The organism is Nonomuraea sp. B5E05 (genome assembly GCF_039880665.1).
Taxonomy (GTDB): domain Bacteria; phylum Actinomycetota; class Actinomycetes; order Streptosporangiales; family Streptosporangiaceae; genus Nonomuraea.
The window spans coordinates 258,325-277,407 of the sequence record NZ_JBDPMJ010000004.1 but is presented as its reverse complement, the minus strand read 5'-3'; the positions used below and the strand labels follow the sequence as shown (position 1 = coordinate 277,407).

The 19,083-nt window shown below is 70.8% G+C and carries 20 protein-coding genes; 13 read left to right on the top strand and 7 right to left on the bottom strand.

Features of this window, described 5'->3' with window-relative positions:
- Window positions 1–3 precede the first annotated feature (3 nt).
- Window positions 4–780, bottom strand: a complete 777-nt coding sequence (locus ABGB01_RS10060) for a TIGR03084 family metal-binding protein (RefSeq protein ID WP_347772924.1) — start codon at window positions 778–780, stop codon at window positions 4–6.
- Window positions 781–835: 55 nt separating this feature from the next.
- Here ABGB01_RS10060 and ABGB01_RS10055 point away from each other — a divergent pair, with 55 nt between their 5' ends.
- The 5 genes from ABGB01_RS10055 to ABGB01_RS10035 all read left to right on the top strand — a co-directional run bounded on the left by ABGB01_RS10055 (window position 836) and on the right by ABGB01_RS10035 (window position 4,569).
- Window positions 836–961 carry a hypothetical protein gene (locus ABGB01_RS10055; protein ID WP_347618143.1) on the top strand — a complete coding sequence of 42 codons (126 nt, stop codon included), beginning with the start codon at window positions 836–838 and terminating at the stop codon, window positions 959–961.
- Window positions 962–1,215: 254 nt separating this feature from the next.
- Entirely contained in the window at window positions 1,216–2,904 is a 1,689-nt protein-coding gene (locus ABGB01_RS10050) for a nitrite/sulfite reductase (RefSeq protein WP_347772586.1), read from the top strand.
- Window positions 2,901–3,071 carry an Insertion element protein gene (locus tag ABGB01_RS10045; RefSeq protein WP_132595212.1) on the top strand — a complete coding sequence of 57 codons (171 nt, stop codon included), beginning with the start codon at window positions 2,901–2,903 and terminating at the stop codon, window positions 3,069–3,071. The genes ABGB01_RS10050 and ABGB01_RS10045 overlap by 4 nt, the downstream gene beginning before the upstream one ends.
- Window positions 3,068–3,796: a phosphoadenylyl-sulfate reductase gene (locus ABGB01_RS10040; protein ID WP_347772584.1), complete on the top strand. Its 729-nt coding sequence runs from the start codon at window positions 3,068–3,070 to the stop codon at window positions 3,794–3,796. The genes ABGB01_RS10045 and ABGB01_RS10040 overlap by 4 nt, the downstream gene beginning before the upstream one ends.
- Window positions 3,778–4,569 carry a sirohydrochlorin chelatase gene (locus tag ABGB01_RS10035; RefSeq protein ID WP_347772582.1) on the top strand — a complete coding sequence of 264 codons (792 nt, stop codon included), beginning with the start codon at window positions 3,778–3,780 and terminating at the stop codon, window positions 4,567–4,569. The genes ABGB01_RS10040 and ABGB01_RS10035 overlap by 19 nt, the downstream gene beginning before the upstream one ends.
- Before the next feature lie 88 nt (window positions 4,570–4,657).
- Here ABGB01_RS10035 and ABGB01_RS10030 read toward each other — a convergent pair whose 3' ends face one another.
- Window positions 4,658–5,410 carry a DUF1707 domain-containing protein gene (locus ABGB01_RS10030; protein WP_347772580.1) on the bottom strand — a complete coding sequence of 251 codons (753 nt, stop codon included), beginning with the start codon at window positions 5,408–5,410 and terminating at the stop codon, window positions 4,658–4,660.
- A gap of 177 nt (window positions 5,411–5,587) precedes the next feature.
- Here ABGB01_RS10030 and ABGB01_RS10025 point away from each other — a divergent pair, with 177 nt between their 5' ends.
- On the top strand, window positions 5,588–6,937 hold the full coding sequence (locus tag ABGB01_RS10025) for an ankyrin repeat domain-containing protein (RefSeq protein ID WP_347772578.1): 1,350 nt from the start codon (window positions 5,588–5,590) through the stop codon (window positions 6,935–6,937).
- A gap of 6 nt (window positions 6,938–6,943) precedes the next feature.
- On the opposite strand, the gene ABGB01_RS10020 is transcribed toward ABGB01_RS10025, so the two are convergent.
- From ABGB01_RS10020 to ABGB01_RS10005, 4 genes are all read right to left on the bottom strand, one after another.
- Entirely contained in the window at window positions 6,944–7,531 is a 588-nt protein-coding gene (locus ABGB01_RS10020; RefSeq protein ID WP_347618137.1) for an HD domain-containing protein, read from the bottom strand.
- Window positions 7,532–7,778: 247 nt separating this feature from the next.
- Window positions 7,779–8,177 (bottom strand): hypothetical protein, encoded by a 399-nt coding sequence (locus ABGB01_RS10015; RefSeq protein ID WP_347772576.1) that lies wholly within the window; start codon window positions 8,175–8,177, stop codon window positions 7,779–7,781.
- A gap of 301 nt (window positions 8,178–8,478) precedes the next feature.
- Window positions 8,479–9,372 (bottom strand): maleylpyruvate isomerase family mycothiol-dependent enzyme, encoded by an 894-nt coding sequence (locus ABGB01_RS10010; RefSeq protein WP_347772574.1) that lies wholly within the window; start codon window positions 9,370–9,372, stop codon window positions 8,479–8,481.
- A complete protein-coding gene (locus tag ABGB01_RS10005) occupies window positions 9,372–9,929 on the bottom strand; it encodes a sigma-70 family RNA polymerase sigma factor (RefSeq protein WP_347646746.1) in 558 nt (185 codons plus the stop codon). Before ABGB01_RS10005 ends, ABGB01_RS10010 begins: the two co-directional genes overlap by 1 nt.
- Before the next feature lie 178 nt (window positions 9,930–10,107).
- On the opposite strand from ABGB01_RS10005, the gene ABGB01_RS10000 reads away from it, so the two are divergent.
- The 5 genes from ABGB01_RS10000 (at window position 10,108) to ABGB01_RS09980 (ending at window position 15,131) form a co-directional block, all read left to right on the top strand.
- Window positions 10,108–10,533, top strand: a complete 426-nt coding sequence (locus ABGB01_RS10000; RefSeq protein ID WP_347772572.1) for an OsmC family peroxiredoxin — start codon at window positions 10,108–10,110, stop codon at window positions 10,531–10,533.
- A 112-nt stretch (window positions 10,534–10,645) separates the two neighbouring features.
- On the top strand, window positions 10,646–12,766 hold the full coding sequence (glgX, locus tag ABGB01_RS09995) for a glycogen debranching protein GlgX (protein WP_347772570.1): 2,121 nt from the start codon (window positions 10,646–10,648) through the stop codon (window positions 12,764–12,766).
- A gap of 55 nt (window positions 12,767–12,821) precedes the next feature.
- The gene (locus ABGB01_RS09990) at window positions 12,822–13,553 is read left to right on the top strand and encodes a pyrimidine reductase family protein (protein WP_347772568.1); all 732 of its coding nucleotides are present in this window, start codon (window positions 12,822–12,824) and stop codon (window positions 13,551–13,553) included.
- Window positions 13,537–14,757: an ATP-dependent DNA ligase gene (locus tag ABGB01_RS09985; protein WP_347772566.1), complete on the top strand. Its 1,221-nt coding sequence runs from the start codon at window positions 13,537–13,539 to the stop codon at window positions 14,755–14,757. The genes ABGB01_RS09990 and ABGB01_RS09985 overlap by 17 nt, the downstream gene beginning before the upstream one ends.
- 26 nt (window positions 14,758–14,783) lie before the next feature.
- Complete coding sequence (locus ABGB01_RS09980; protein WP_347772564.1) at window positions 14,784–15,131, top strand: hypothetical protein; 348 nt, start codon at window positions 14,784–14,786, stop codon at window positions 15,129–15,131.
- Here ABGB01_RS09980 and pgeF read toward each other — a convergent pair.
- Entirely contained in the window at window positions 15,128–15,835 is a 708-nt protein-coding gene (pgeF, locus tag ABGB01_RS09975) for a peptidoglycan editing factor PgeF (protein WP_347772562.1), read from the bottom strand. The two genes, ABGB01_RS09980 and pgeF, sit on opposite strands and share 4 nt — an antisense overlap.
- Before the next feature lie 370 nt (window positions 15,836–16,205).
- On the opposite strand from pgeF, the gene ABGB01_RS09970 reads away from it, so the two are divergent.
- Together ABGB01_RS09970 and ABGB01_RS09965 are read left to right on the top strand one after the other, a co-directional pair.
- Window positions 16,206–17,339: a hypothetical protein gene (locus tag ABGB01_RS09970; protein ID WP_347772560.1), complete on the top strand. Its 1,134-nt coding sequence runs from the start codon at window positions 16,206–16,208 to the stop codon at window positions 17,337–17,339.
- Window positions 17,340–18,120: 781 nt separating this feature from the next.
- Window positions 18,121–19,050, top strand: coding sequence for a U32 family peptidase (locus ABGB01_RS09965; RefSeq protein ID WP_347772558.1), 930 nt, complete (start codon window positions 18,121–18,123; stop codon window positions 19,048–19,050).
- The last annotated feature ends 33 nt before the right edge of the window (window positions 19,051–19,083 follow it).

The following is a 19,083-nucleotide window of genomic DNA, read 5'->3' as shown; positions in this document are numbered from 1 at the left end:
AGATCACCCCGAGACGGGCGCGCGGCCCCTTCCCGGAGGCCCCGCGAACGCCTGCGCGATCTCCATCCATTCCCTCGCCGGGCTCCCCGCCGTCTCCAGCGCGGTGTCCGACAGGTGGATGCGCTGGGTGACGGCCAGGCAGAAGTCGAGCACCGGCCCGCGTACGACGCTCTCCGCGTCACCCGGGCCCGCCGTCCACATGGTGCCGTCCGGCATGGTGAGCTCCGCGCGCACCGGCTCGGCGGGCAGGGGAAGGCCGCGTACGGCGAAGCTGTACGGCCTGGCCATGAAGCCGATCGAGGCCACGTGCCTGAGCCGGGCCGTGGGCGGCCTGGTGACGCCGAGCGCGTCTGCCACGTCCTGGCCGTGGGCCCACGTCTCCATCAGCCGCGCGGTGACGAACGAGGCCGCCGACATGTCGGGCCCGTACCACGGCACCCTGTCGCGGGCGCCGAGCGTGGTGAACGCCTCGATGCTGCGGGCCCGCGCCGTACGGAACCAGGCGAGCAGGCCGGCGGGCGTCCTCCCGCGCGCCTGCCGCACCAGATCGTCGACCCATCCGTCGACCGCGCCAAGACCCGCGAGCGCGGCGCGGTGGCCGTCGGGGTCGGTGACCGCCCGGGCGGCCGCGTCGTCGAACCAGGCCAGATGGCTCACCTGGTCGCGGATCGCCCATCCCTCGGCGGGTGTGGGGCGTTCCCAGTCGTCGTCGCGCAGGGGCCGCAGCAGCGCCTCGAAGGACGCGGTCTCGGCACGCAGATCGTCGAGCAACTCGGCCATGAGGTCCACGCGCGCCAGCCTAACCGGAACAACCTTCTAGGAGAATAATGCAGGTGTGATCTGCGAGAGCTGCAAGGACAAGCGCCACGACGACTGCCGCGGCGGCTCGTGGTGCGACTGCCAGCACCAGACCGCGGAGCAGGCCAAGGAGTCGGAGCTGGACTGGCCGCGCCAGGGCTGAACGATCCCACACTCTGGACCCCTTCTTGGACATCCCGGACGGCCGGGGTATCTTCGTTGTATGCCAGCGGACCCCATGCTTGTCGGTCGACGCCACGTCGACCTGCTGCGTGTCCGCAGTGCCATCTGTTGCGACGCCCGCTAACCGCCATCTTTCTTTTTGCCGCTGAGCGCGTCGCATCCCCTCCTGCACCCCTGCCCTCGATGACGAGGCGGGAGGACCATAGCGCGCGCCCATGATCCGAAGGACGCGCAATGAGCACTCCTGCCAGCCGCACTCCCGCCAGTCGCCATCACCGGCGCCCGCGCGGCGAAGGCCAGTGGGCTCTCGGTTACCGCGAGCCGCTCAACAAGAACGAAGAGAACAAGAAGAACGACGACGGCCTCAACGTCCGCCAGCGCATCATCGACATCTACTCCAAGCGGGGCTTCGACTCCATCGACCCGGCCGACCTGCGCGGCCGCATGCGCTGGTACGGCCTCTACACCCAGCGCAGGCCCGGCATCGACGGCGGCAAGACGGCGATCCTCGAGCCCGAGGAGCTCGACGACCGCTACTTCATGATGCGCGTGCGCATCGACGGCGGGCAGCTCGACCTGGCCCAGCTGCGCACGATCGCCGACATCGCCAACGAATATGCCCGCGGCACCGCCGACCTGACCGACCGCCAGAACATCCAGCTCCACTGGATCGAGATCGAGTCGGTGCCGGACATCTGGGAGCGCCTGGAGGCGGTGGGCCTGTCCACCACGGAGGCCTGCGGCGACACCCCGCGCGTGATCCTCGGGTGCCCGCTGGCCGGCATCGACACCGACGAGGTGCTGGACGCCACGGAGCAGATCCGTGAGCTGAAGGAGCGCGTCATCGGCAACCCGGCCTACTCCAACCTGCCGCGCAAGTTCAAGACGGCGCTGAGCGGCTGCCCCGCCCACTGCACGGTCCACGAGATCAACGACGTGGCGTTCGTCGGGGTGGTCAACGAGCGCGGCGAGGCCGGCTACGACCTGTGGGTCGGCGGCGGCCTGTCGACCAACCCGATGCTGGCCAAGCGGCTGGGCGTGTTCGTCCGGCCCGACCAGGTGGGCGACGTGCACGAGGGCGTCACCGGGATCTTCCGCGACTACGGCTACCGGCGGCTGCGGCACAGGGCGAGGCTCAAGTTCCTGGTCAACGACTGGGGCGTGGAGAAGTTCCGTGCGGTGCTGGAGCAGGAATACCTCAAGGAGCCGCTGCCCGACGGGCCCGCCCCCGAGCCGCCCCGCGGCAGCCGGCGCGACCACGTCGGCGTCTTCCCGCAGCAGGACGGCGACTTCTACGTCGGCTTCGCCCCCAAGGTGGGCCGGGTCGACGGCGACAAGCTCCATCAGATCGCCGACATCGCCGAGCGGCACGGCTCCGGCCGGGTCCGCACGACGATCGAGCAGAAGATGGTCGTCCTCGACGTCGCACCTGACCAGGTCGACTCGCTCGTGGCCGAGCTGGAGGCCGCCGACCTGCGGGTCAGGCCGTCCACGTTCCGCCGCCAGACGATGGCCTGCACCGGCATCGAGTTCTGCAAGCTGGCCATCGTCGAGACCAAGTCGGCGGCCGCCGGCCTGATCGACGAGCTGGAGCGCCGGCTGCCGTCGTTCGACGAGCCGCTGACCATCAACGTCAACGGCTGCCCCAACGCGTGCGCCCGCACCCAGACCGCCGACATCGGCCTGAAGGGCCAGCTCGTGGTCGACGAGAACGGCGAGCAGGTCGAGGGCTTCCAGATCCACCTGGGCGGCTCGCTGGGCGTCAACTCCGGCTTCGGCCGCAAGGTCAGAGGACTGAAGACCACCGCCAAGGCGCTGCCCGACTACGTCGCGCGGGTCGTGTCCCACTACGACGACCAGAAGAAGGAAGGCGAGTCGTTCGCCGACTGGGTGCAGCGCGCGGACGAGGCCGACCTGAAATGACCACACGAGCGGTTCCCTTCCACTGCCCGTACTGCGGCGACGAGGACCTCGAACCCTACGAGGGCGAACTCGACGACGCCGGGCACGGCACGGGCGGCAGCTGGTACTGCCGCGCCTGCGCTCGTGCTTTCAAGCTGAAGTTTCTCGGGATCGGAGTGAGGATATGACGCTGGTCGACCTCGAGGTCGTCTTCAGAGATCAACGTGGCACGCTCGACCTGCCGGACATCGTCGAGTCCGCCGCGACCGCTCTGGAGGGCGCCCCTGCGCGCGAGATCATCCGTTGGGCGGCGGCGACCTTCGGCGAGCGTTTGTGCCTGACCTCCTCCATGAGCGACGCGCTGCTCATCGATCTGGTGAGCCGGGTCAAACCCGGCGTTGACGTGTTGTTCATCGACACCGGCTACCACTTCGCCGAGACGATCGGCACGCGGGACGCCGTGCGGCAGGTCTATGACGTCAACGTGATCGACATCAAGCCGTCGCGGACGGTCGACGAGCAGGATCGCGACCTCGGCCCGCGCCTGTTCGGCCGCAACCCCGACCTCTGCTGCTACCTGCGCAAGGTGGAGCCGCTCAACCGGGCGCTGGAGCCGTACCTCGCGTGGATCTCCGGCATCCGCCGCGACGAGTCGCCGAGCCGGACGAACACCAGGGTCGTCGAGTGGGACGCCAAGCGGCAGATGGTCAAGGTCAATCCGATCGCCGCCTGGACGCAGGATGACGTCGACAACTACATCGCCGACAACGGGGTGCTGATCAACCCGTTGCACTACGACAACTACCCCTCGATCGGCTGCGCCCCCTGCACGCGGCAGGTCGCGGATGGTGACGATCCGCGCAGCGGTCGCTGGGCGGGCCTGGGGAAGGTCGAATGCGGCATTCACCTGTGATCCCCGACAGGGGCCCCGTCCCGTTGGCAGGCGGGGCGGCCCCCGGCCGCGTGCCACTGGTGGCGGTGGCGCACGGGTCACGCGACCCGCGCGCCGCCGCCACCGTGGCCGCGCTGCTCGACCGGGTGCGCCTGGAACGCCCCGACGTGCCCGTACGCGTGGCCTATCTCGACCACTGCGCCCCCACGCTCGGGCAGGCGCTGGCCGGGCTCGACGAGGCCGTGGTGCTGCCGCTGCTGCTCACCGAGGCGTACCACAGCCGGGTCGATCTGCCCGCGGCGCTCAACGAGGTCAGGGCGCGCCATCCGCGCCTGCGCGTGCACTACGGCACCACGCTCGGGCCGCACCCGCTGCTGCCGGCCGCGCTGGAGCGGCGGCTGGCCGGGGCGGGCGTGCCCGCGGGCGACCCGGACACGGCGGTGGTGCTGGTGTCGGCCGGTTCCAGCGACGCCAGGGCCAACGCGGTGGTCTCGGAGATGGCCCGGCGGTGGCGGCGCTCCGGCTGGTGGTCGGTGTCGGCCGCCTACGCCTCCGCGGCGGATCCGTCGCCTGCCGAGGCGGTCTCCGCGCTGCTGCGCTCCGGCGCGCCGCGGGTGGCCGTCGCCCCCTATCTGCTGGCTCCCGGCTACTTCGCCGACAAGGTACGGCAGGCCACGCTGGAGGCCGGCGCCGAGGTCGTGGCCGACGTGCTCGGGCCCGCTCCCGAACTGGCCGGCGTGCTGCTGGAGCGGTACGAAGCGGCCCAGCGGCGGCCGGTGCCCGTCGCCGGCTGAGAGCTCACCGCCCCGTCGCGCCCCGGCTGAGGCGGTGGTGAGGCGGCGGGGCCGGCGGCTCTCGAGGTCGCGGTCCCGGGGGGTGGGTTCAGTAACCGCGGCGGAGGTCGCGGTTCATGTCGCGCACCTGCCGGTTCAGCTCGCGGGTTTCCTCGCGCACCTGCCGGTTCAGCTCGCGGGTGTCGTGGCGGAGCTGCCTGCCCAGCTCGCGCCAGTCCTCTCCGTGCAACATCCGCCAGTGCTCCCGCCAGGCCGACAGCTTGCGCTTGATCGGCTTCGCGCGCGAGTCGCCGACCACCTTGACGTCGCCCATCACGGCGTACGCCTGCACGCGCACGACGGGCACGTTCGCTCCCTGGGCGCCCTCCAGGACGTCCACCTTCTTGTCGCCCATGATGGCCACGCCGTCGAGGTCCACGTTCACCCCGTCGGGCACGATGATCTTCACGTCGCCCATCACGGAGACGGCCATGATGTCGACCGAGTTGGTCCGCACCTCCGCCTCGCGCAGGTCGAGCACGACGTCCCCCATCACGGCGACCGCGCCGAGCTCCTGGTCGATCCGCCAGGTGCCGCGCCGCTTGGAGTCGCCCATGATGCCCACGAACCAGCGCCGCTTGCGTCCTGAGGCGGCGGGCGGCGCGGGGGCGGGCGCGCCGCCGGTGGGGAGGTCCTGGGTGAGCAGGGTCAGCTCGGCTTGCGTGGTCGCGGTGTACGCGGCCTCCGTGCGGTCGGTCAGCTCGGCGAGCGTGAGCCTGCCCTCCACCGAGGCGACACGGAGTTGTTCGACGACGGCCTCACGCTCGGCGTCCGACGCACGGACCTCACCCGGATCAGTCATACTCGCAACATATCGCGTCTTGTCCGGCATCGCGCTGTCCGGGAGGAAACTGTCTCGCCTCTGACCATGCACGTCGCCCTGGAGTCTGAACCTCCGGAGGCCGGGACGCGTACCACGCCATGACACGGGGCCCTGGCATGGTCCGGGGCGCGGCCGGACCAGGCTAGGGTCCCTGTCATGCATGAGGAACAGCTCTACCGCGCGGCGTTGAACGGCGATTCCGAGACCGTGGGCAAGCTGCTGGCCGGCGGCGCCGACCCCAACACGCCCAGCGAGGGCGAGGAGGCGGGCCTGCCGCTGTGCGCGGCCGCGGCCTGGGACCGCACCGAGGTGGCCACGACGCTGCTGGCGGCCGGGGCCGAGGTCGACGGCAGGGAGGCCGGCGGCTGGACGGCGCTGCTGTGGGCCGCCGCCAACGGGCACGCCGCCACCGCCAGGGTGCTGATCGAGGCCGGCGCCGAGGTCGACGCGACCAACGACGACGGCGACACCCCGCTGTCGCTGGCCGCCAGGCGCGGCGCGCTGGGTGTGGTGCAGGTGCTGCTGGGGGCGGACGCCGACGCCGAGAAGTACGACGGCGACGGCGACACGCCGCTCGACATCGCGGCCGACTGGGTGGGCGTGCACCTGGAAAGCGCCCTGCTCGACCAGATCGAGCAGGAGGGCTGGGAGCACACCGTGACCCGCCGGCACACCAAGGACGGCACCGAACTGGTCACCGTGACCGGCCGCTCGCCCGACGGCACGCAGACGGAACAGGTGCAGGCGCAGCGCGGCCACGCGGCCGTCGCGACCCTGCTGGAGGGGGCGACGGGCGTCCACGAGCCGGTCGAGCGGCTCGTGGCGCGGGCCGTCGCGCACCGCGACCTCGACGAGGACGCCGAGACGTGGTGGATCGTCGCCGACTCGCTGGCCAAGCGCGGTGACGAGGAGACCTACGAGGCGCTGTCCCGGCTGTGCGTGAGCGAGGACGCCAGGGAGCGGGAGTTCGGCGTGGACGCCATCGCCCAGCTCGGCGTCACCGAGGACGAGAAGCCCTACGCCGACAGGACGCTGCCGCTGCTGGCGAAGATGGTCACCACGGAGGGCAACCCGCAGGTGCTGCGCTCGGTCCTGGCCGCGCTCGGCCATCAGGGCGATCCGAGGGCGCTGCCGTACGTGCTGGACATCCTCGGGCGTCCCGGGCACGCGCGGACGATGACCGACGCGATCGCGCTGGCCGACGTGCTGCCGCCGGACCACCAGGAGGGTCTCGCGCTGCTCATCGAGATGACCCAGGACGACGACCCGGACATCCGCGACTGGGCCACGGCCGGGCTCGCGGGCCTGCCGGCCGACACGCCCGTCATCCGGGAGGCGCTGGCGGCCCGGCTCACCGACACGAACCTGCGTGCGGTGGCCGAGGCCACGCGCGGGCTCGCGACCCGCGGCGACGAGCGGGCGGCGCAGGGGGCGGAGCGGGTGCTGGCCGAGAGCGACGACGAATACGCCAGAGACCTCGTCACCGAGCCGCCGGCGGCCGGGTGAGCGCGGTCAGTCGCCGTTGAGCACGCGGGTCACCCATTCCAGGGTCCCCGTGCTCAAAGCCTCCTCCGCCAGGCGTTTGCCCGTCGTGGTCTTGATCGCGGCGAGCGAGCTGTCGATCCAGCCCTGCACGTTCTGATGCCCCTGCTCCCGATATTCGACCGCCTGGATGAGGCACTCCAGCTTGTCGGCGTCGCGTGCGCAGACGGCCTCGAGGCTCGCCTTCTCCTCATACTCGGCGACCGCGTCGCCCACCATGTCCGCCACCTCCGCGGACACGCCCCGCACCTGGTCGGCGGTGACGTCCTCGTTGGAGGCCGCCTTGAGGTAGCGCTTGCCGATGTAGGGGATGTCGGTGATGCGGGTCTCCTGCGTGTCATGGAACAGGCTCATGAACGCGGCCCGCTCCGGATTCGCGCCCTCCAGTTTGGCGATCATGCCCGCGATGACGGCGGCGCGGAACGAGTGCTCGGCGATGCTCTCGGGGTCGCGTACGCCCGCGACCAGCCACCCGGTCCTCTTGTAGCGCTTGAGCAGCCCGAACTCGTACAGCAGCCCGGCCAGGCCCGTCACGTCTCCCATCACGTCGTCAGTCATGTGGCCCCCTCTCGTCGTGCGCGGCGGGCCCGGTCGGCCAGCAGGTCTGGACCGCAGCCGCCCGCCAAGGATTAATCAGGATGATGGAGTTCGACCAGATTCGCAACAACCTTTGGCCATATTTCACTCCGCGCCCGCATTATCCGGCACTTCCATCGGATAAATAGACGAATGCCACGGCCGGCTGGCCGGCCGCGGCATTCGTCCTTTCCTTCGGGGGCGGTGACGATACCGCCCACCGCGGGCGCTACTGGTCGACCGGCCACCAGTCGAAGAAGTCGAACGCGCCCTCGTTGTCGTCGTGGCGCGGCCAGTGCGTCTTCGTAGGCGTCGGGGCCGGCGTGGCCGTGGGCGTGGGCGTCACCACGACGATGCGCGGCCGGACCGGCCGGTGGTCATGGTGGCGCTTGTGACGGAACTTGCGGTGGTGGAAGTGATCGTCGTGGTGGTGGTGATGGCGACCGCCCCACCAGGGGCCTTTGGGCCAGCGGTTGCAGTGACGCTTGCAGCCGAGCACCGGCTTCTCTCCGGCGGCGACCCCGAACGCGGCCGGGACGACGGCAACGCCTGCGCTCGCGCCGGCGATCCCCTGGCTCGCAGGAAGGAGCATGACGCTGGCGGCCGCGCCGGCCAGAGCCACCGACATGATGCGCCTTTTTCTCGGCGCGCGCGGTTGCCGACTTTCTGTATTCTCGTGCATTCTTTTCCGTCCATGGGTAGATCGACCCAGAAAATCCGGCACCCATCATGATCGAGTGTCCGGACAGAGGCAGACTTACCCAGGAACGGAATCTCGTTTAACCCCATGAACCCAAACAACGCGTCAAATCAAAGGACTCCGGAGGAGGGGTCGTTCAACAAGGTTTTCGCCGTTGTTTGCCCGCCAGTGGGCATGGCACGAGGATGATCTCCTGGGGCCCGGGCCGCCTCCGCCGCGACGAGCCCGGCTACGGGCCGGACAGAGCAGGGGCGGCGGTCAGGACGTCCCTGGCCAGGGCGAGGTCACCGCCCAGCTCCGCCGGGAAGGCGGCCGGGTCTCCCCTTCCGCCGAGCAGGAAGCAGAACGCCACCACGTCCGCCGTGATGCTGACGTCGGGAGTGCCCGGGATCGTCTCCTCCGCGCCCAGGGGGATGCGCCACTCGCCGCCGCCGTCGCCCGTCAAGGAGAGGTGCAGGGTGTGTCCCGCGCCGCCGTCCATTCCCGAGAGGAGCATCGTCCAGGGCAGCAGGCGGGCGCACAGGTCGGCGGTCGGGTGGATGTGCTCCGCGATCGGGTCGGGCAGGCGGACCCTGGCCGTCGCCGCGGCGTCGGCGGTGTGGATCCACGTCTCCAGGCTCCGGCCGAGGATGTGGTCGCCCAGTCCTATCTCCAGGCCGTCGAGGGTGGCCGCCGTCGCGGGATCCAGACCCGTCAGGTGGCGGCAGAGCGCGTCCGCCTGGGCGCGCCAGTCCCTGCGCGTCTGCTCGGGGCTGCGTGACCGCTCGTACGCCTGCAGATCTCGTGTACGGGCCAGCGAGTCGGTCGTGCCGATGGGCGGTCCGAGCACGGGAGCGCCGACGGAGGCGGCCAGCAGGCCGTCCTTGGCGGCCAGGTGGGCGACGAGCTCCTGCAGGGTCCAGCCCTCGACGATCACGCGCGACCAGTCGTCGCCGGCCGCCTCGGCCAGCAGGGCGTCCATGGCGGCGACCCGGCCCGCGTACGGCTCCGCCCAGGCGGCGGTGGGCGCCGCGGGTCTGCGCCGGGCCCTCGCGCCGGCCAGGAGTTGGGGACGCAACGAGTGGGCCGGCACCGCCGGGTCCGCCATCAGCGCGTCCAGGTAAAGACGCTCGACGGGGTCCATCACACCTCTTCCTCCGCCAGCGCGTCCGCCAGGCGCCGTAACGCCAGCCGGATGCGCGATTTCGCCGTGCCCTCGGGCATGCCGAGTTCCTCGCCGACCTGCCGGTAGGTCCTGCCGCCGAAATAGGCGAGCTCGAGTGCCTCCCGCAGGCTGCCGGGTAACGACGTCACGGCCTGCCGCACCCGCTCGGCCTCGTCGGCGGCGAGCACGGTGTCCTCCGGCCTGGCGGGCTCGCGTTCGAACAACCGCGGCCCCAGCGCCGAGACCCGGCGCCGTTCCTCCGCGCGCACGTGATCGACCGCGCGCCGGTGCGCGATCGTGGCCAGCCAGGCGCGCAGGGGCCCGCGCTCCGGATCGTAGGCCAGCGGACGTTCCCAGAAGACCAGGAACACCTCCTGCGTGATGTCCTCGGCGATCACCCGATCCCTGGTGACCCGGAGGGAGAGACCGAAGATCAGCGAGGAGAGCCGGTCGTAGATCTCCCCCAGAGCGGACTCGTCGCCGCCGACCACCCGCTGGTGCAGCACGCGGTCGTCGTACGGTGCCTCCACTGGCACCACACTCCCGTTAAATCCGGACCAAGGCGGCATGTGCGCCGCGACCCGAGCATGTCACTATTCGTGGGAAATGTAGAGCTGGATGACGAGCGAATGTCCCTCGTGCCGGTGCGCGCCTCCTCGGGGCTCGATCCGGCGCGCGATAGCTTCGGAGGTCCACGACGGAGGGAGCACCACCATGGCCACCACGCGCACCGCCACCACCCAGTGGAAGGGCGCTCTGCTCGACGGCTCGGGCAGCGTCTCGCTCGACTCATCGGGCGCCGGCACCTTCGAGGTCTCCTGGCCGTCCAGGGCCGAGGCGGCGGGCGGCAAGACGTCTCCCGAGGAGCTCATCGCGGCCGCCCACTCGTCGTGCTTCTCGATGGCGCTCTCCCACGGGCTGGCCGGCGCCGGCACGCCCCCCGCGTCGCTGCAGACCAGCGCCGACGTGACGTTCCAGCCCGGCGAGGGCATCACGGGCATCGTGCTCACGGTGAAGGGGCACGTCCCCGGCATCACGGCCGAGCAGTTCCAGCAGGCCGCCGAGACGGCCAAGGCCGGCTGCCCGGTCAGCAAGGCCCTGGCGGGCACCACGATCTCGCTCAACGCCGAGCTGCTCTAGCCTCCGCCTCGGGTAGGCCGGCGGCGCCCACGCGTGCGCGGCCGGCCCGGTACGAAGGGCGATCGGCTCAGTGCGAGACCAAGGCCGCTTCAACGTGCGACAATCAGTTCACATGCGCGAGGTCTGGCCGGGCGAGCCCTATCCACTCGGCGCCACCTGGGACGGCGTTGGCACCAGCTTTTCGGTGTTCTCAGAGGTCGCCGACAGGGTCGAGCTATGCCTTTTTCACGACGACGGCACCGAGGAGCGGGTCGACCTGCCCGAGGTCGACGGGTTCGTCTGGCATGGCTACCTGCCGGGCGTCCAGCCGGGGCAGCGCTACGGCTACCGCGTGCACGGGCCGTACGAACCGTCGCAGGGCCACCGGTGCAACCCCGCCAAGCTGCTGCTCGACCCCTACGCCAAGGCCATCGACGGCGAGCTGACCTGGAACCAGGCGCTGTTCCCCTACTACTTCACCGATCCCTCCCGGCGCAACACCGAGGACAGCGGCCCCTACCTCCCGAAGAACGTCGTGATCAACCCGTTCTTCGAGTGGGGCAATGACCGGCCGCCGCGCACGCCGTACCACCAGACCGTGATCTACGAAGCCCACGTGCGGGGGCTCACCATGCGGCACCCCGGCGTGCCGCCGGACCTGCGGGGCACGTACGCGGCCGTGGGGCATCCGGCGATCATCGAGCACCTGCTGTCGATCGGGGTGACGGCGGTCGAGCTGATGCCCGTGCACCACTACATCCCCGAGCACTTCCTGGTGGCGCGCGGGCTGACGAACTACTGGGGCTACAACACCATGGCCTACCTCGCGCCGCACGGCCGCTACTCCGGCGGCGGCACGCGGGGGGAGCAGGTGCTGGAGTTCAAGGCGATGGTGCGGGCGCTGCACGAGGCGGGCATCGAGGTCATCCTCGACGTGGTCTACAACCACACCGCCGAGGGCGACCACATGGGCCCCACCCTGGGGTTCAGGGGCATCGACAACGCCGCCTACTACCGGCTGCACGACGGTGACCGGCGCTACTACCTCGACTACACCGGCTGCGGAAACTCCCTCAACGTGCGCTCGCCGCACGCCCTGCAGCTGATCATGGACTCCCTGCGCTACTGGGTGCTGGAGATGCACGTCGACGGGTTCCGCTTCGACCTGGCCTCCGCGCTGGCCAGGGAGCTGCACGACGTCGACCGGCTGAGCGCGTTCTTCGACCTGATCCAGCAGGATCCGGTGATCTCGCAGGTCAAGCTGATCGCCGAGCCGTGGGACGTGGGGCCGGGGGGCTACCAGGTCGGGAACTTCCCGCCGCTGTGGACGGAGTGGAACGGCAAATACCGCGACATCGTGCGGGATTTCTGGAGGGGCACACATTCCGCGCTGCCGGAGTTCGCCTCCCGGCTGACCGGCTCCGCCGACCTCTACGAGTCCTCCGGCCGCCGCCCGGTCGCCTCGATCAACTTCGTCACCTGCCACGACGGCTTCACCCTCACCGACCTGGTCTCGTACGACCACAAGCACAACGCCGACAACGGCGAGGACAACCGCGACGGCACCAACGACAACCGCTCGTGGAACTGCGGGGCGGAGGGTCCGGTCGAGGATCCGGAGATCGTCACGCTCCGCCGCCGCCAGCGGCGCAACTTCCTGGCCACCCTGTTCCTGTCGCAGGGCGTGCCGATGTTGTCCCACGGCGACGAGATCGGCCGCACCCAGCGCGGCAACAACAACGCCTACTGCCAGGACAACGAGCTGGCCTGGGTCGACTGGTCGATGCTGCAGACCGAACACGAGCTGCTCGACTTCGTCAGGGCGCTGTCCAAGCTGCGCCGCGAGCACCCGGTCTTCCAGCGCCGCAGGTTCTTCCACGGCCGCCACCCCGACAACGGCAAGCGCGACCTGGTCTGGCTCACCCCCGGCGGCCGCGAGATGACGGCGGGCGACTGGCACATCAGCTACGCCAAGTCGCTGATGGTCTATCTCAACGGGGAGGCGATCACCGAGCCCGGGCCGCGCGGCGAGCGGATCGTGGACGACTCGTTCCTGCTGCTGATCAACGCCCACCACGAGAACATGTCGTTCACGCTGCCCGGCGAGGAGTTCGGCGGCGGATGGCTGCCGGTGCTCGACACCAACCACGACACGGTGGAGGACGCGTTCGCCGACGAGTGGCGGGCCGGCGACCTGGTGGCGGTCACGGCACGCTCGCTCCAGGTGCTCCGCCAGCCGCGCCGGCACGCCTGACGAGGGCGGAAACCTGCGTGAGCCGATTGTCGGTGGGGTGTGCCAAGGTAGAGGAGTGCGGCGCATCTATCCCGACATACAGGACAACCCGGACATCGCGCAGGCGTACGCCTACCCCGGCGACCGGCCGTGGCTGCGCGTCAACATGGTCGCCAGCGCCGACGGCGCGGCCTGGCTGAAGGGCCGCTCACGGGGGTTGTCGAGCAAGGGCGACCGGCGAATCTTCCAGACCCTGCGCGGGCTGGCCGACGTGATCGTCGCGGGCGCCGCCACCGTCCGCACCGAGGGCTACGGCCCGGTGCCGCCGCGCGACTGGTGGGCCGAGCTCCGCGAGGGCCGGCCCGAGGTGCCGCCGATCGCCGTCATCACCCGCGGCCTCGGCTTCGACCTCGACGCCGAGTTGTTCACCGACGCGCCCAGCCGGACGATCGTGATCACCTGCGAGGCCGCGCCCCGCGAGCGGCGCAAGGCCGCGGCCCGGCACTGCGACCTCGTCGTCGCCGGCGACGACGAGGTCGACCTGCCGCTGGCCATGGCCGAGCTGCACCAGCGCGGCCTGACCAGGGTCCTGTGCGAGGGCGGCCCCCGCGTCAACGCCCAGCTCTCGGCCTGCCGGCTGATCGACGAGCTGTGCCTGTCGATCAGCCCGATGCTGGTCGGGGGCGGCGCGGCCCGCATACTCAACGGCGAGCCCGCGGAGGTTTCCCTCGATCTCAGCCAGGTGCTGGAGGAGGAGGGCGTCCTCTTCTGCACATACACAGGGAGCACTGATGAGCGAGCCCACTGAGCCGACCACCGGGCCGACCACCGGGCCGACCACCGGGCCGACCACCGGGCCGACCACCGGGCCGACCGCCGGCGCCGTCGCGGCCGAGGAGCCGGAGCCGGTGCCCAACCTGCCGGTGCGCCCGCCGGTGCCGCCGATGCTGGCCAAGCCGGTCAAGACCATGCCGAAGCAGGACGGCACGCTGTTCTACGAGCCGAAGTGGGACGGCTTCCGCTGCATCATCTTCCGCGACGGCGACGAGGTCTATCTGGGCAGCCGCAAGGAGCGGCCGTTCACCCGCTATTTTCCCGAGCTGGTCGAGGCGGCCAGGGCCGAGCTGCCCGACCGGTGCGTGGTCGACGGCGAGATCGTCCTGCCGATGGGCTCCCAGCTCGACTTCGACGCGTTGCAGCAGCGCATCCATCCCGCCAAGTCGCGGGTGACGATGTTGTCGGAGCGCACGCCGGCCCAGTTCGTCGCGTTCGATCTGCTGGCGCTGGGTGACGAGTCGCTGATGGAGGCGCCGTTCTCCGAGCGCCGCGCCCGGCTGGAGGGCCTCTTCCCCGCGAAGGGCGGGTCGATCCGGCTGACCCCGGTCACGACGAGCGAGGAGCAGGCGCACGAGTGGTTCGAGACGTTCGAGGGAGCGGGTCTCGACGGCATCATCGTCAAGCCGGGTGACCAGCCCTACATCCCCGACAAGCGCACGATGTTCAAGGTCAAGCACGAGCGCACGGCCGACGTCGTCATCTGCGGCTACCGCGAGCACAAGTCGGGGCCGATCGTGGGCTCGCTGCTGCTCGGCCTCTACGCCGCCGACGGCCGGCTGCACCACGTGGGCGTGGCGGCGTCGTTCCCCATGGCGCGCAGGGCCGAGCTGGTCGAGGAGCTCAAACCGTACATCGCGGAGCTGAGCGAGCATCCGTGGGGCCACTGGGCCGAGCAGGCGGCGGCCAACGCCGGCCAGCCGGCCGCCGGGCCCGCGACGGGCGGGCAGCGGGTGCCCGGCGCGGTGTCGCGGTGGAACGCCAAGAAGGATTTGTCCTTCATCCCGTTGCGGCCGGAGCTGGTGATCGAGGTGGCCTACGACCAGATGGAGGGCGACCGGTTCCGGCACACCGCGCAGTGGCGGCGGTGGCGGCCCGATCGCACGCCCGATTCGTGCACGTACGAGCAGCTTGAGCGTCCAGTTAGTTACAACCTTGACGATATCCTTGCCCGATAATCGACTATCCCGTTATATCTCGATACATGACTACTGGCGATGAGCTGAAGGCAGCCGTTTCCGCCCGCCGCGATCTCGGGCCTGACTTCGAAGACGCCGTCGTGGAGTCGTTCCTCGACAAGATGGGCCAGGAGATCGACCGGCGGGTGGACGATCGCCTGGCCGCGTCGCCGCAGGGCCGGCAGCCGGCCGCCGCTTCGGGACCCAGCGACGCGCAGCGGCTGGCCCTGGCGATCGTCTCGCTCAGCCTGGGCACGCTGCTCACCCTCGTGTTCGTGCTGACCGGAGACTCCGGCGGGTCCTATCTGATCCCGGTCTGGCTCGGCATCATCATCGTGAACGCGATCTTCAACGGCTCCCGGAAGAAGGGCTAGGCCAGCCAGATGAGCCCGGCGAACCTGCCGCCGGGCGCCTCCCGGCGGTGGGAATAGAGCTCCTCCGACTCGATCGTGCAGCGCGCGTCATGGCGCACGTCCGCCACCCCCGCCGCCCGCAGCTGGGCCTCGATCCCGGCGCGCAGGTCGAGCGCGGGTGTCTGCCACGACGTCGTCGACCACGTCTGCGGCACCTTCCCCGCCACCCGCTCGCGCAGCTCGGCCGGCACCTCGTAGCAGCGGCCGCAGGCGCCGGGCCCGATCAGCGCGACCATTCGCGCCGGGTCGGCGCCCTTGCCCGCCATCGCCTCCACCAGGGCGGTCGCGATGCCCGCCTCGGTGCCCGGGCGTCCCGAATGCGCGGCGCCGACCATCCGCGCCGCCAGGTCGGCCACCAGCACCGCCGGGCAGTCGGCCCCGAGCGAGGCCAGCGCCAGCCCCGGCTCGGTGGTGAACACGCCGTCGAGCGCGGGCGGCTCGTCGCCGAACGGCTCGCTCACGAAGGCCACGTCGGCGCTGTGGACCTGGCGCATGTAGACCACGGCGCGCACCTGCAGCTCTGCCGCCAGGGCCGCGCGGTTGGCCCGCACGGCCGCCGGATCGTCGCCGACCATGCCACCGAGATTGCGCGAACCGTAGGGCGGGGCACTGACCCCTCCGTGCCGATCGGTGACGGCGACATGCACTCCAGGGGCCAGCAGCATGCCTCGATCTTAGAGCCTGTCCGAAGCGGCACCGTCGCGAGATCTGAACGCCGGCTGCTACGAATTGCACCCTCAACCGACCTCACATCAGGCCCTCGACCCGCGATTTCCCGAAGCCCATCAAGAGCGCTTCTGCGGGCTCCGAACGGGCTTGAGCGCTGCGTATAGATCGTTGGAACCATACGGCCGGGCCGCACGTCTGTCCGACCATGGACCCGAAGCCATGGCGCCCGCTCCCTGAAGTGCCCTCTCGCTGCCCCGGCCGGCTCGGCCGGCGACCTCCAGCCCGTGCCGCCATCGACATTCCGCCGCAGGCCGGAACATGTTGGATCAGTAAGTGGCCGCCCGGGCCTCGCATGAAGAATTCGGCATGAGGCGTCTCGTACTCTGGCTGGCAGTGATCTGTCTCGGCGGCTTCTGCGTCGTGCTCGCCGTACAGACCGGGCCTGAGAAAGATCCGGATCCGCGGCCGACGGTACGGCCGGCGGCAGGGCTGCCCGCCTTGCCGGCCACAAGGGCGCCGCGCATCGACTACGCGGTGTTGTACGACCCGAAAGTCATCCGGGAACCCGCGGCCGCGCATCATTCCTGGCGGGTGGGGAGCAGCTCCGGCAAGGCTTGGCGGATCGAGGACGCGCTCGGCTTCGTGCCCAAGGACGGCGAGCAGGCGGTCTCGCCTCTCGCCATCAGCGACGACGGTCGACATCTGGCCTATATCAGGCGTTCCGACCATGCCCTGGTGGTCAGAGATCTTGCCAGCGGAGCCACCGAACAGGTATCCACCAGGGTGTACCGGCCCGGTGACAGCTCGTGGGATGTCGAGCTCGCCTTCCATGGGGAGGGCGAGCTGCTGTTCGTGTGGAACGCCGATCGCGGGCGCGAGCTGATCGATCTGTCGTCGAAGCGGCGTCTCCGTGTCGGCGCAGAGTTCGCCAGCGATCTTCTGGACGCGCGCGCCGACGGCGGTCGTGTCATCGTGATGTCGGACAGGGGCGAGGAACTACGGGTCCGCGAGAACTGGAAATCTCCCTCCACCGTGGCCCACCGTGCAGGTGATGCCGAGGACGGCACCAACCCCGTGGTCCTGGGCGATGAGGCAGTGAGCGTTGTCCGGCTGGGTGATGGGGGAAAGCTGCGTTACCGGCTGAAGAGGGTGGATCTTCGGCGCTCCGTCCCCAAGGTCACGTTCGCCGATCTCGCGCTGCCGTACGACCTGGAGACCGTTCAGGCCGTCCGCCCCCTGGGTCGCGACAGCGTGCTGCTCCGCGCCGAGCGGAGCCGGACCTGGCCCGATCACGGCTACCCACCTGGACCGTGCGACTGGGAGGAGTTCTACGTCGTCAACCTGAAGACTGGGGCCATCAGGTGGGCCGATTACCGGGCGGCCGAGATCTGGGGAACGGAAGGAAAGCACGTCAAGAGGCAGGCCTATGCACGGGACTTCGTGCCCAAGCCGATCGCAGAACGTCCCGTACCAGCCCGGGACCGCGAGCGTTGCCTCTGATCCGGCGTCGGCGCATCGGTACGCGCATCGGCGACCGCCTGCCGCAGACGCTCCACCGCCTCCCGGCCGACCCGTCCGGTCGCGCCGAGCACCCAGATCTCATCCGTCATGTTCGCCCCCACAGTCATGACATGTCGTGTCATCACTGGAATGTGCCGCATGGGTCGATGGCAGCCGGGTGCGCGAGAACGGCTCGAGCAGGCCGCGCTCGATCTCTTCCTCGATCAGGGCTCCACCGGGACCACCGTGCCGCAGATCACGGCGCGGCCCGGGCTCACGACCCGTACGTTCTTCCGGCACTTCGCCGACAAGCGTGAAGTGCTGTTCGCCCGCGAGGAGTCGGTGCCCGAGCGGGTGGCCCGCCTCATGGCCGAGACCCCGCCGTCGCTCGGCCCGATGGAACTGATCACCGACGGCCTGGCCCCCGCCACGGCCGAGATCTTCGAGGGTCGCAGCCTCGACTACCTGCTACGCCGTCGGGCCGCGATCGACGCCGAACCCGCCCTGCATGAACGCGAGCTGCGCAAGTTCTCGCTGATGTCGGAGGCCCTGGAGCAGGGTATCCGCGACTGCGGCGCCGACGTCCTGACCGCCCGGCTGGCGGCCGAGATCGCCGTGACCACGTTCCGGATAGCGGTGACCCGCACGGCAGGTGAGCTACGGTGGCAGGGATTCCGGCACGGCGCACCGGCCGCCCGTCCGTGGAGCTGCCGGTCACATGGACCCGCGGACAGACCAGGGCGGCACCGGCCGGCGCGGAGCTACGCGGGAGGAGACCCCGATGACCAGCCTTGCCGACCTGCACGCGCTGATGGCCAGGCTCGGGCACCCGGTGGTGCAGGCCGCCGTCCCCTCGGCGTCCCGGTTCGCCGACGGCGCCCCCTACCGGTTCGAGATCCCCAGCGTCGAGGGGCCCGAGGTGCTGGAGGCGGTCGTCGCCGAGGCCGACAGGCTCGGCGTGCCGGTCGCCAGGACCTCGCAGGGCAGCGGCGTGATGATGCTGACCGACGCCGAGATCGCGCGGATGGCGCGGATCGGCGCCGAGCGCGGCATGGAGGTGAACCTGTTCCTCGGCCCGAGGGCCGCCTGGGACACGGGCGGGCAGGCCAAGGCGACGCAGGCCGTGGGCGCGGCGGCGCGCGGGAACGCCATGGTGGCGGCGTGCGTGGCCGACGCCCTGCGGGCCTGCTCGCTGGGCATCCGCAGCCTGCTCGTCGGCGACCTGGGCGTGCTGGAGGTGCTGCGGGAGCTCAAGGAGGACGGCACGCTGCCGGCCGGCCTGGTGCTGAAGACGTCCGTGCTGATGCCGCTCACGAACGCGCCCACCGCGGCGGTCTACGAGCGCCTGGGCGCGACCACGGTCAACGTCGGCACGGACCTGACCGTGCCCCACCTGGCCGAGATCAGGGCCGCCACCCGGCTGCCGATCGACCTCTACCTGGAGGTGCCCGACGACCAGGGCGGGTTCGTGCGCTTCTACGAGGCGGTCGAGATCGTCCGCGCCGCGGCCCCGGTCTACCTCAAGATGGGGCTGCGGAACGCACCCAACATCTACCCGTCGGGCGGGCACCTCGGCGTGGTGCCGAAAGAGCTGGGCCGCGAGCGGGTGCGCCGGGCGGCGCTGGTGCGGCGGCTGATCGAGCAGCTCGACCCCGAGCTGCGGCGGCCGGCCGGCGGGCCCGCGGCCGACCTGGGCGTGCCGGTGATCTGAGCGCCCCGAGCGGCGCGTCTTGAGCCGGTGGTC

Bases quoted from the DNA above. Each gene is read 5' to 3' on its own strand.
- ABGB01_RS10060 (WP_347772924.1), bottom strand. From the start codon at position 780: ATGGCCGAGTTGCTCGACGATCTGCGTGCCGAGACCGCGTCCTTCGAG.
- ABGB01_RS10050 (WP_347772586.1), top strand. From the start codon at position 1,216: ATGAGCACTCCTGCCAGCCGCACTCCCGCCAGTCGCCATCACCGGCGC.
- ABGB01_RS10045 (WP_132595212.1), top strand. From the start codon at position 2,901: ATGACCACACGAGCGGTTCCCTTCCACTGCCCGTACTGCGGCGACGAG.
- ABGB01_RS10040 (WP_347772584.1), top strand. From the start codon at position 3,068: ATGACGCTGGTCGACCTCGAGGTCGTCTTCAGAGATCAACGTGGCACG.
- ABGB01_RS10035 (WP_347772582.1), top strand. From the start codon at position 3,778: ATGCGGCATTCACCTGTGATCCCCGACAGGGGCCCCGTCCCGTTGGCA.
- ABGB01_RS10030 (WP_347772580.1), bottom strand. From the start codon at position 5,410: ATGACTGATCCGGGTGAGGTCCGTGCGTCGGACGCCGAGCGTGAGGCC.
- ABGB01_RS10025 (WP_347772578.1), top strand. From the start codon at position 5,588: ATGCATGAGGAACAGCTCTACCGCGCGGCGTTGAACGGCGATTCCGAG.
- ABGB01_RS10020 (WP_347618137.1), bottom strand. From the start codon at position 7,531: ATGACTGACGACGTGATGGGAGACGTGACGGGCCTGGCCGGGCTGCTG.
- ABGB01_RS10015 (WP_347772576.1), bottom strand. From the start codon at position 8,177: ATGTCGGTGGCTCTGGCCGGCGCGGCCGCCAGCGTCATGCTCCTTCCT.
- ABGB01_RS10010 (WP_347772574.1), bottom strand. From the start codon at position 9,372: ATGGACCCCGTCGAGCGTCTTTACCTGGACGCGCTGATGGCGGACCCG.
- ABGB01_RS10000 (WP_347772572.1), top strand. From the start codon at position 10,108: ATGGCCACCACGCGCACCGCCACCACCCAGTGGAAGGGCGCTCTGCTC.
- glgX (WP_347772570.1), top strand. From the start codon at position 10,646: ATGCGCGAGGTCTGGCCGGGCGAGCCCTATCCACTCGGCGCCACCTGG.
- ABGB01_RS09985 (WP_347772566.1), top strand. From the start codon at position 13,537: ATGAGCGAGCCCACTGAGCCGACCACCGGGCCGACCACCGGGCCGACC.
- ABGB01_RS09980 (WP_347772564.1), top strand. From the start codon at position 14,784: ATGACTACTGGCGATGAGCTGAAGGCAGCCGTTTCCGCCCGCCGCGAT.
- pgeF (WP_347772562.1), bottom strand. From the start codon at position 15,835: ATGCTGCTGGCCCCTGGAGTGCATGTCGCCGTCACCGATCGGCACGGA.
- ABGB01_RS09970 (WP_347772560.1), top strand. From the start codon at position 16,206: ATGAGGCGTCTCGTACTCTGGCTGGCAGTGATCTGTCTCGGCGGCTTC.
- ABGB01_RS09965 (WP_347772558.1), top strand. From the start codon at position 18,121: ATGACCAGCCTTGCCGACCTGCACGCGCTGATGGCCAGGCTCGGGCAC.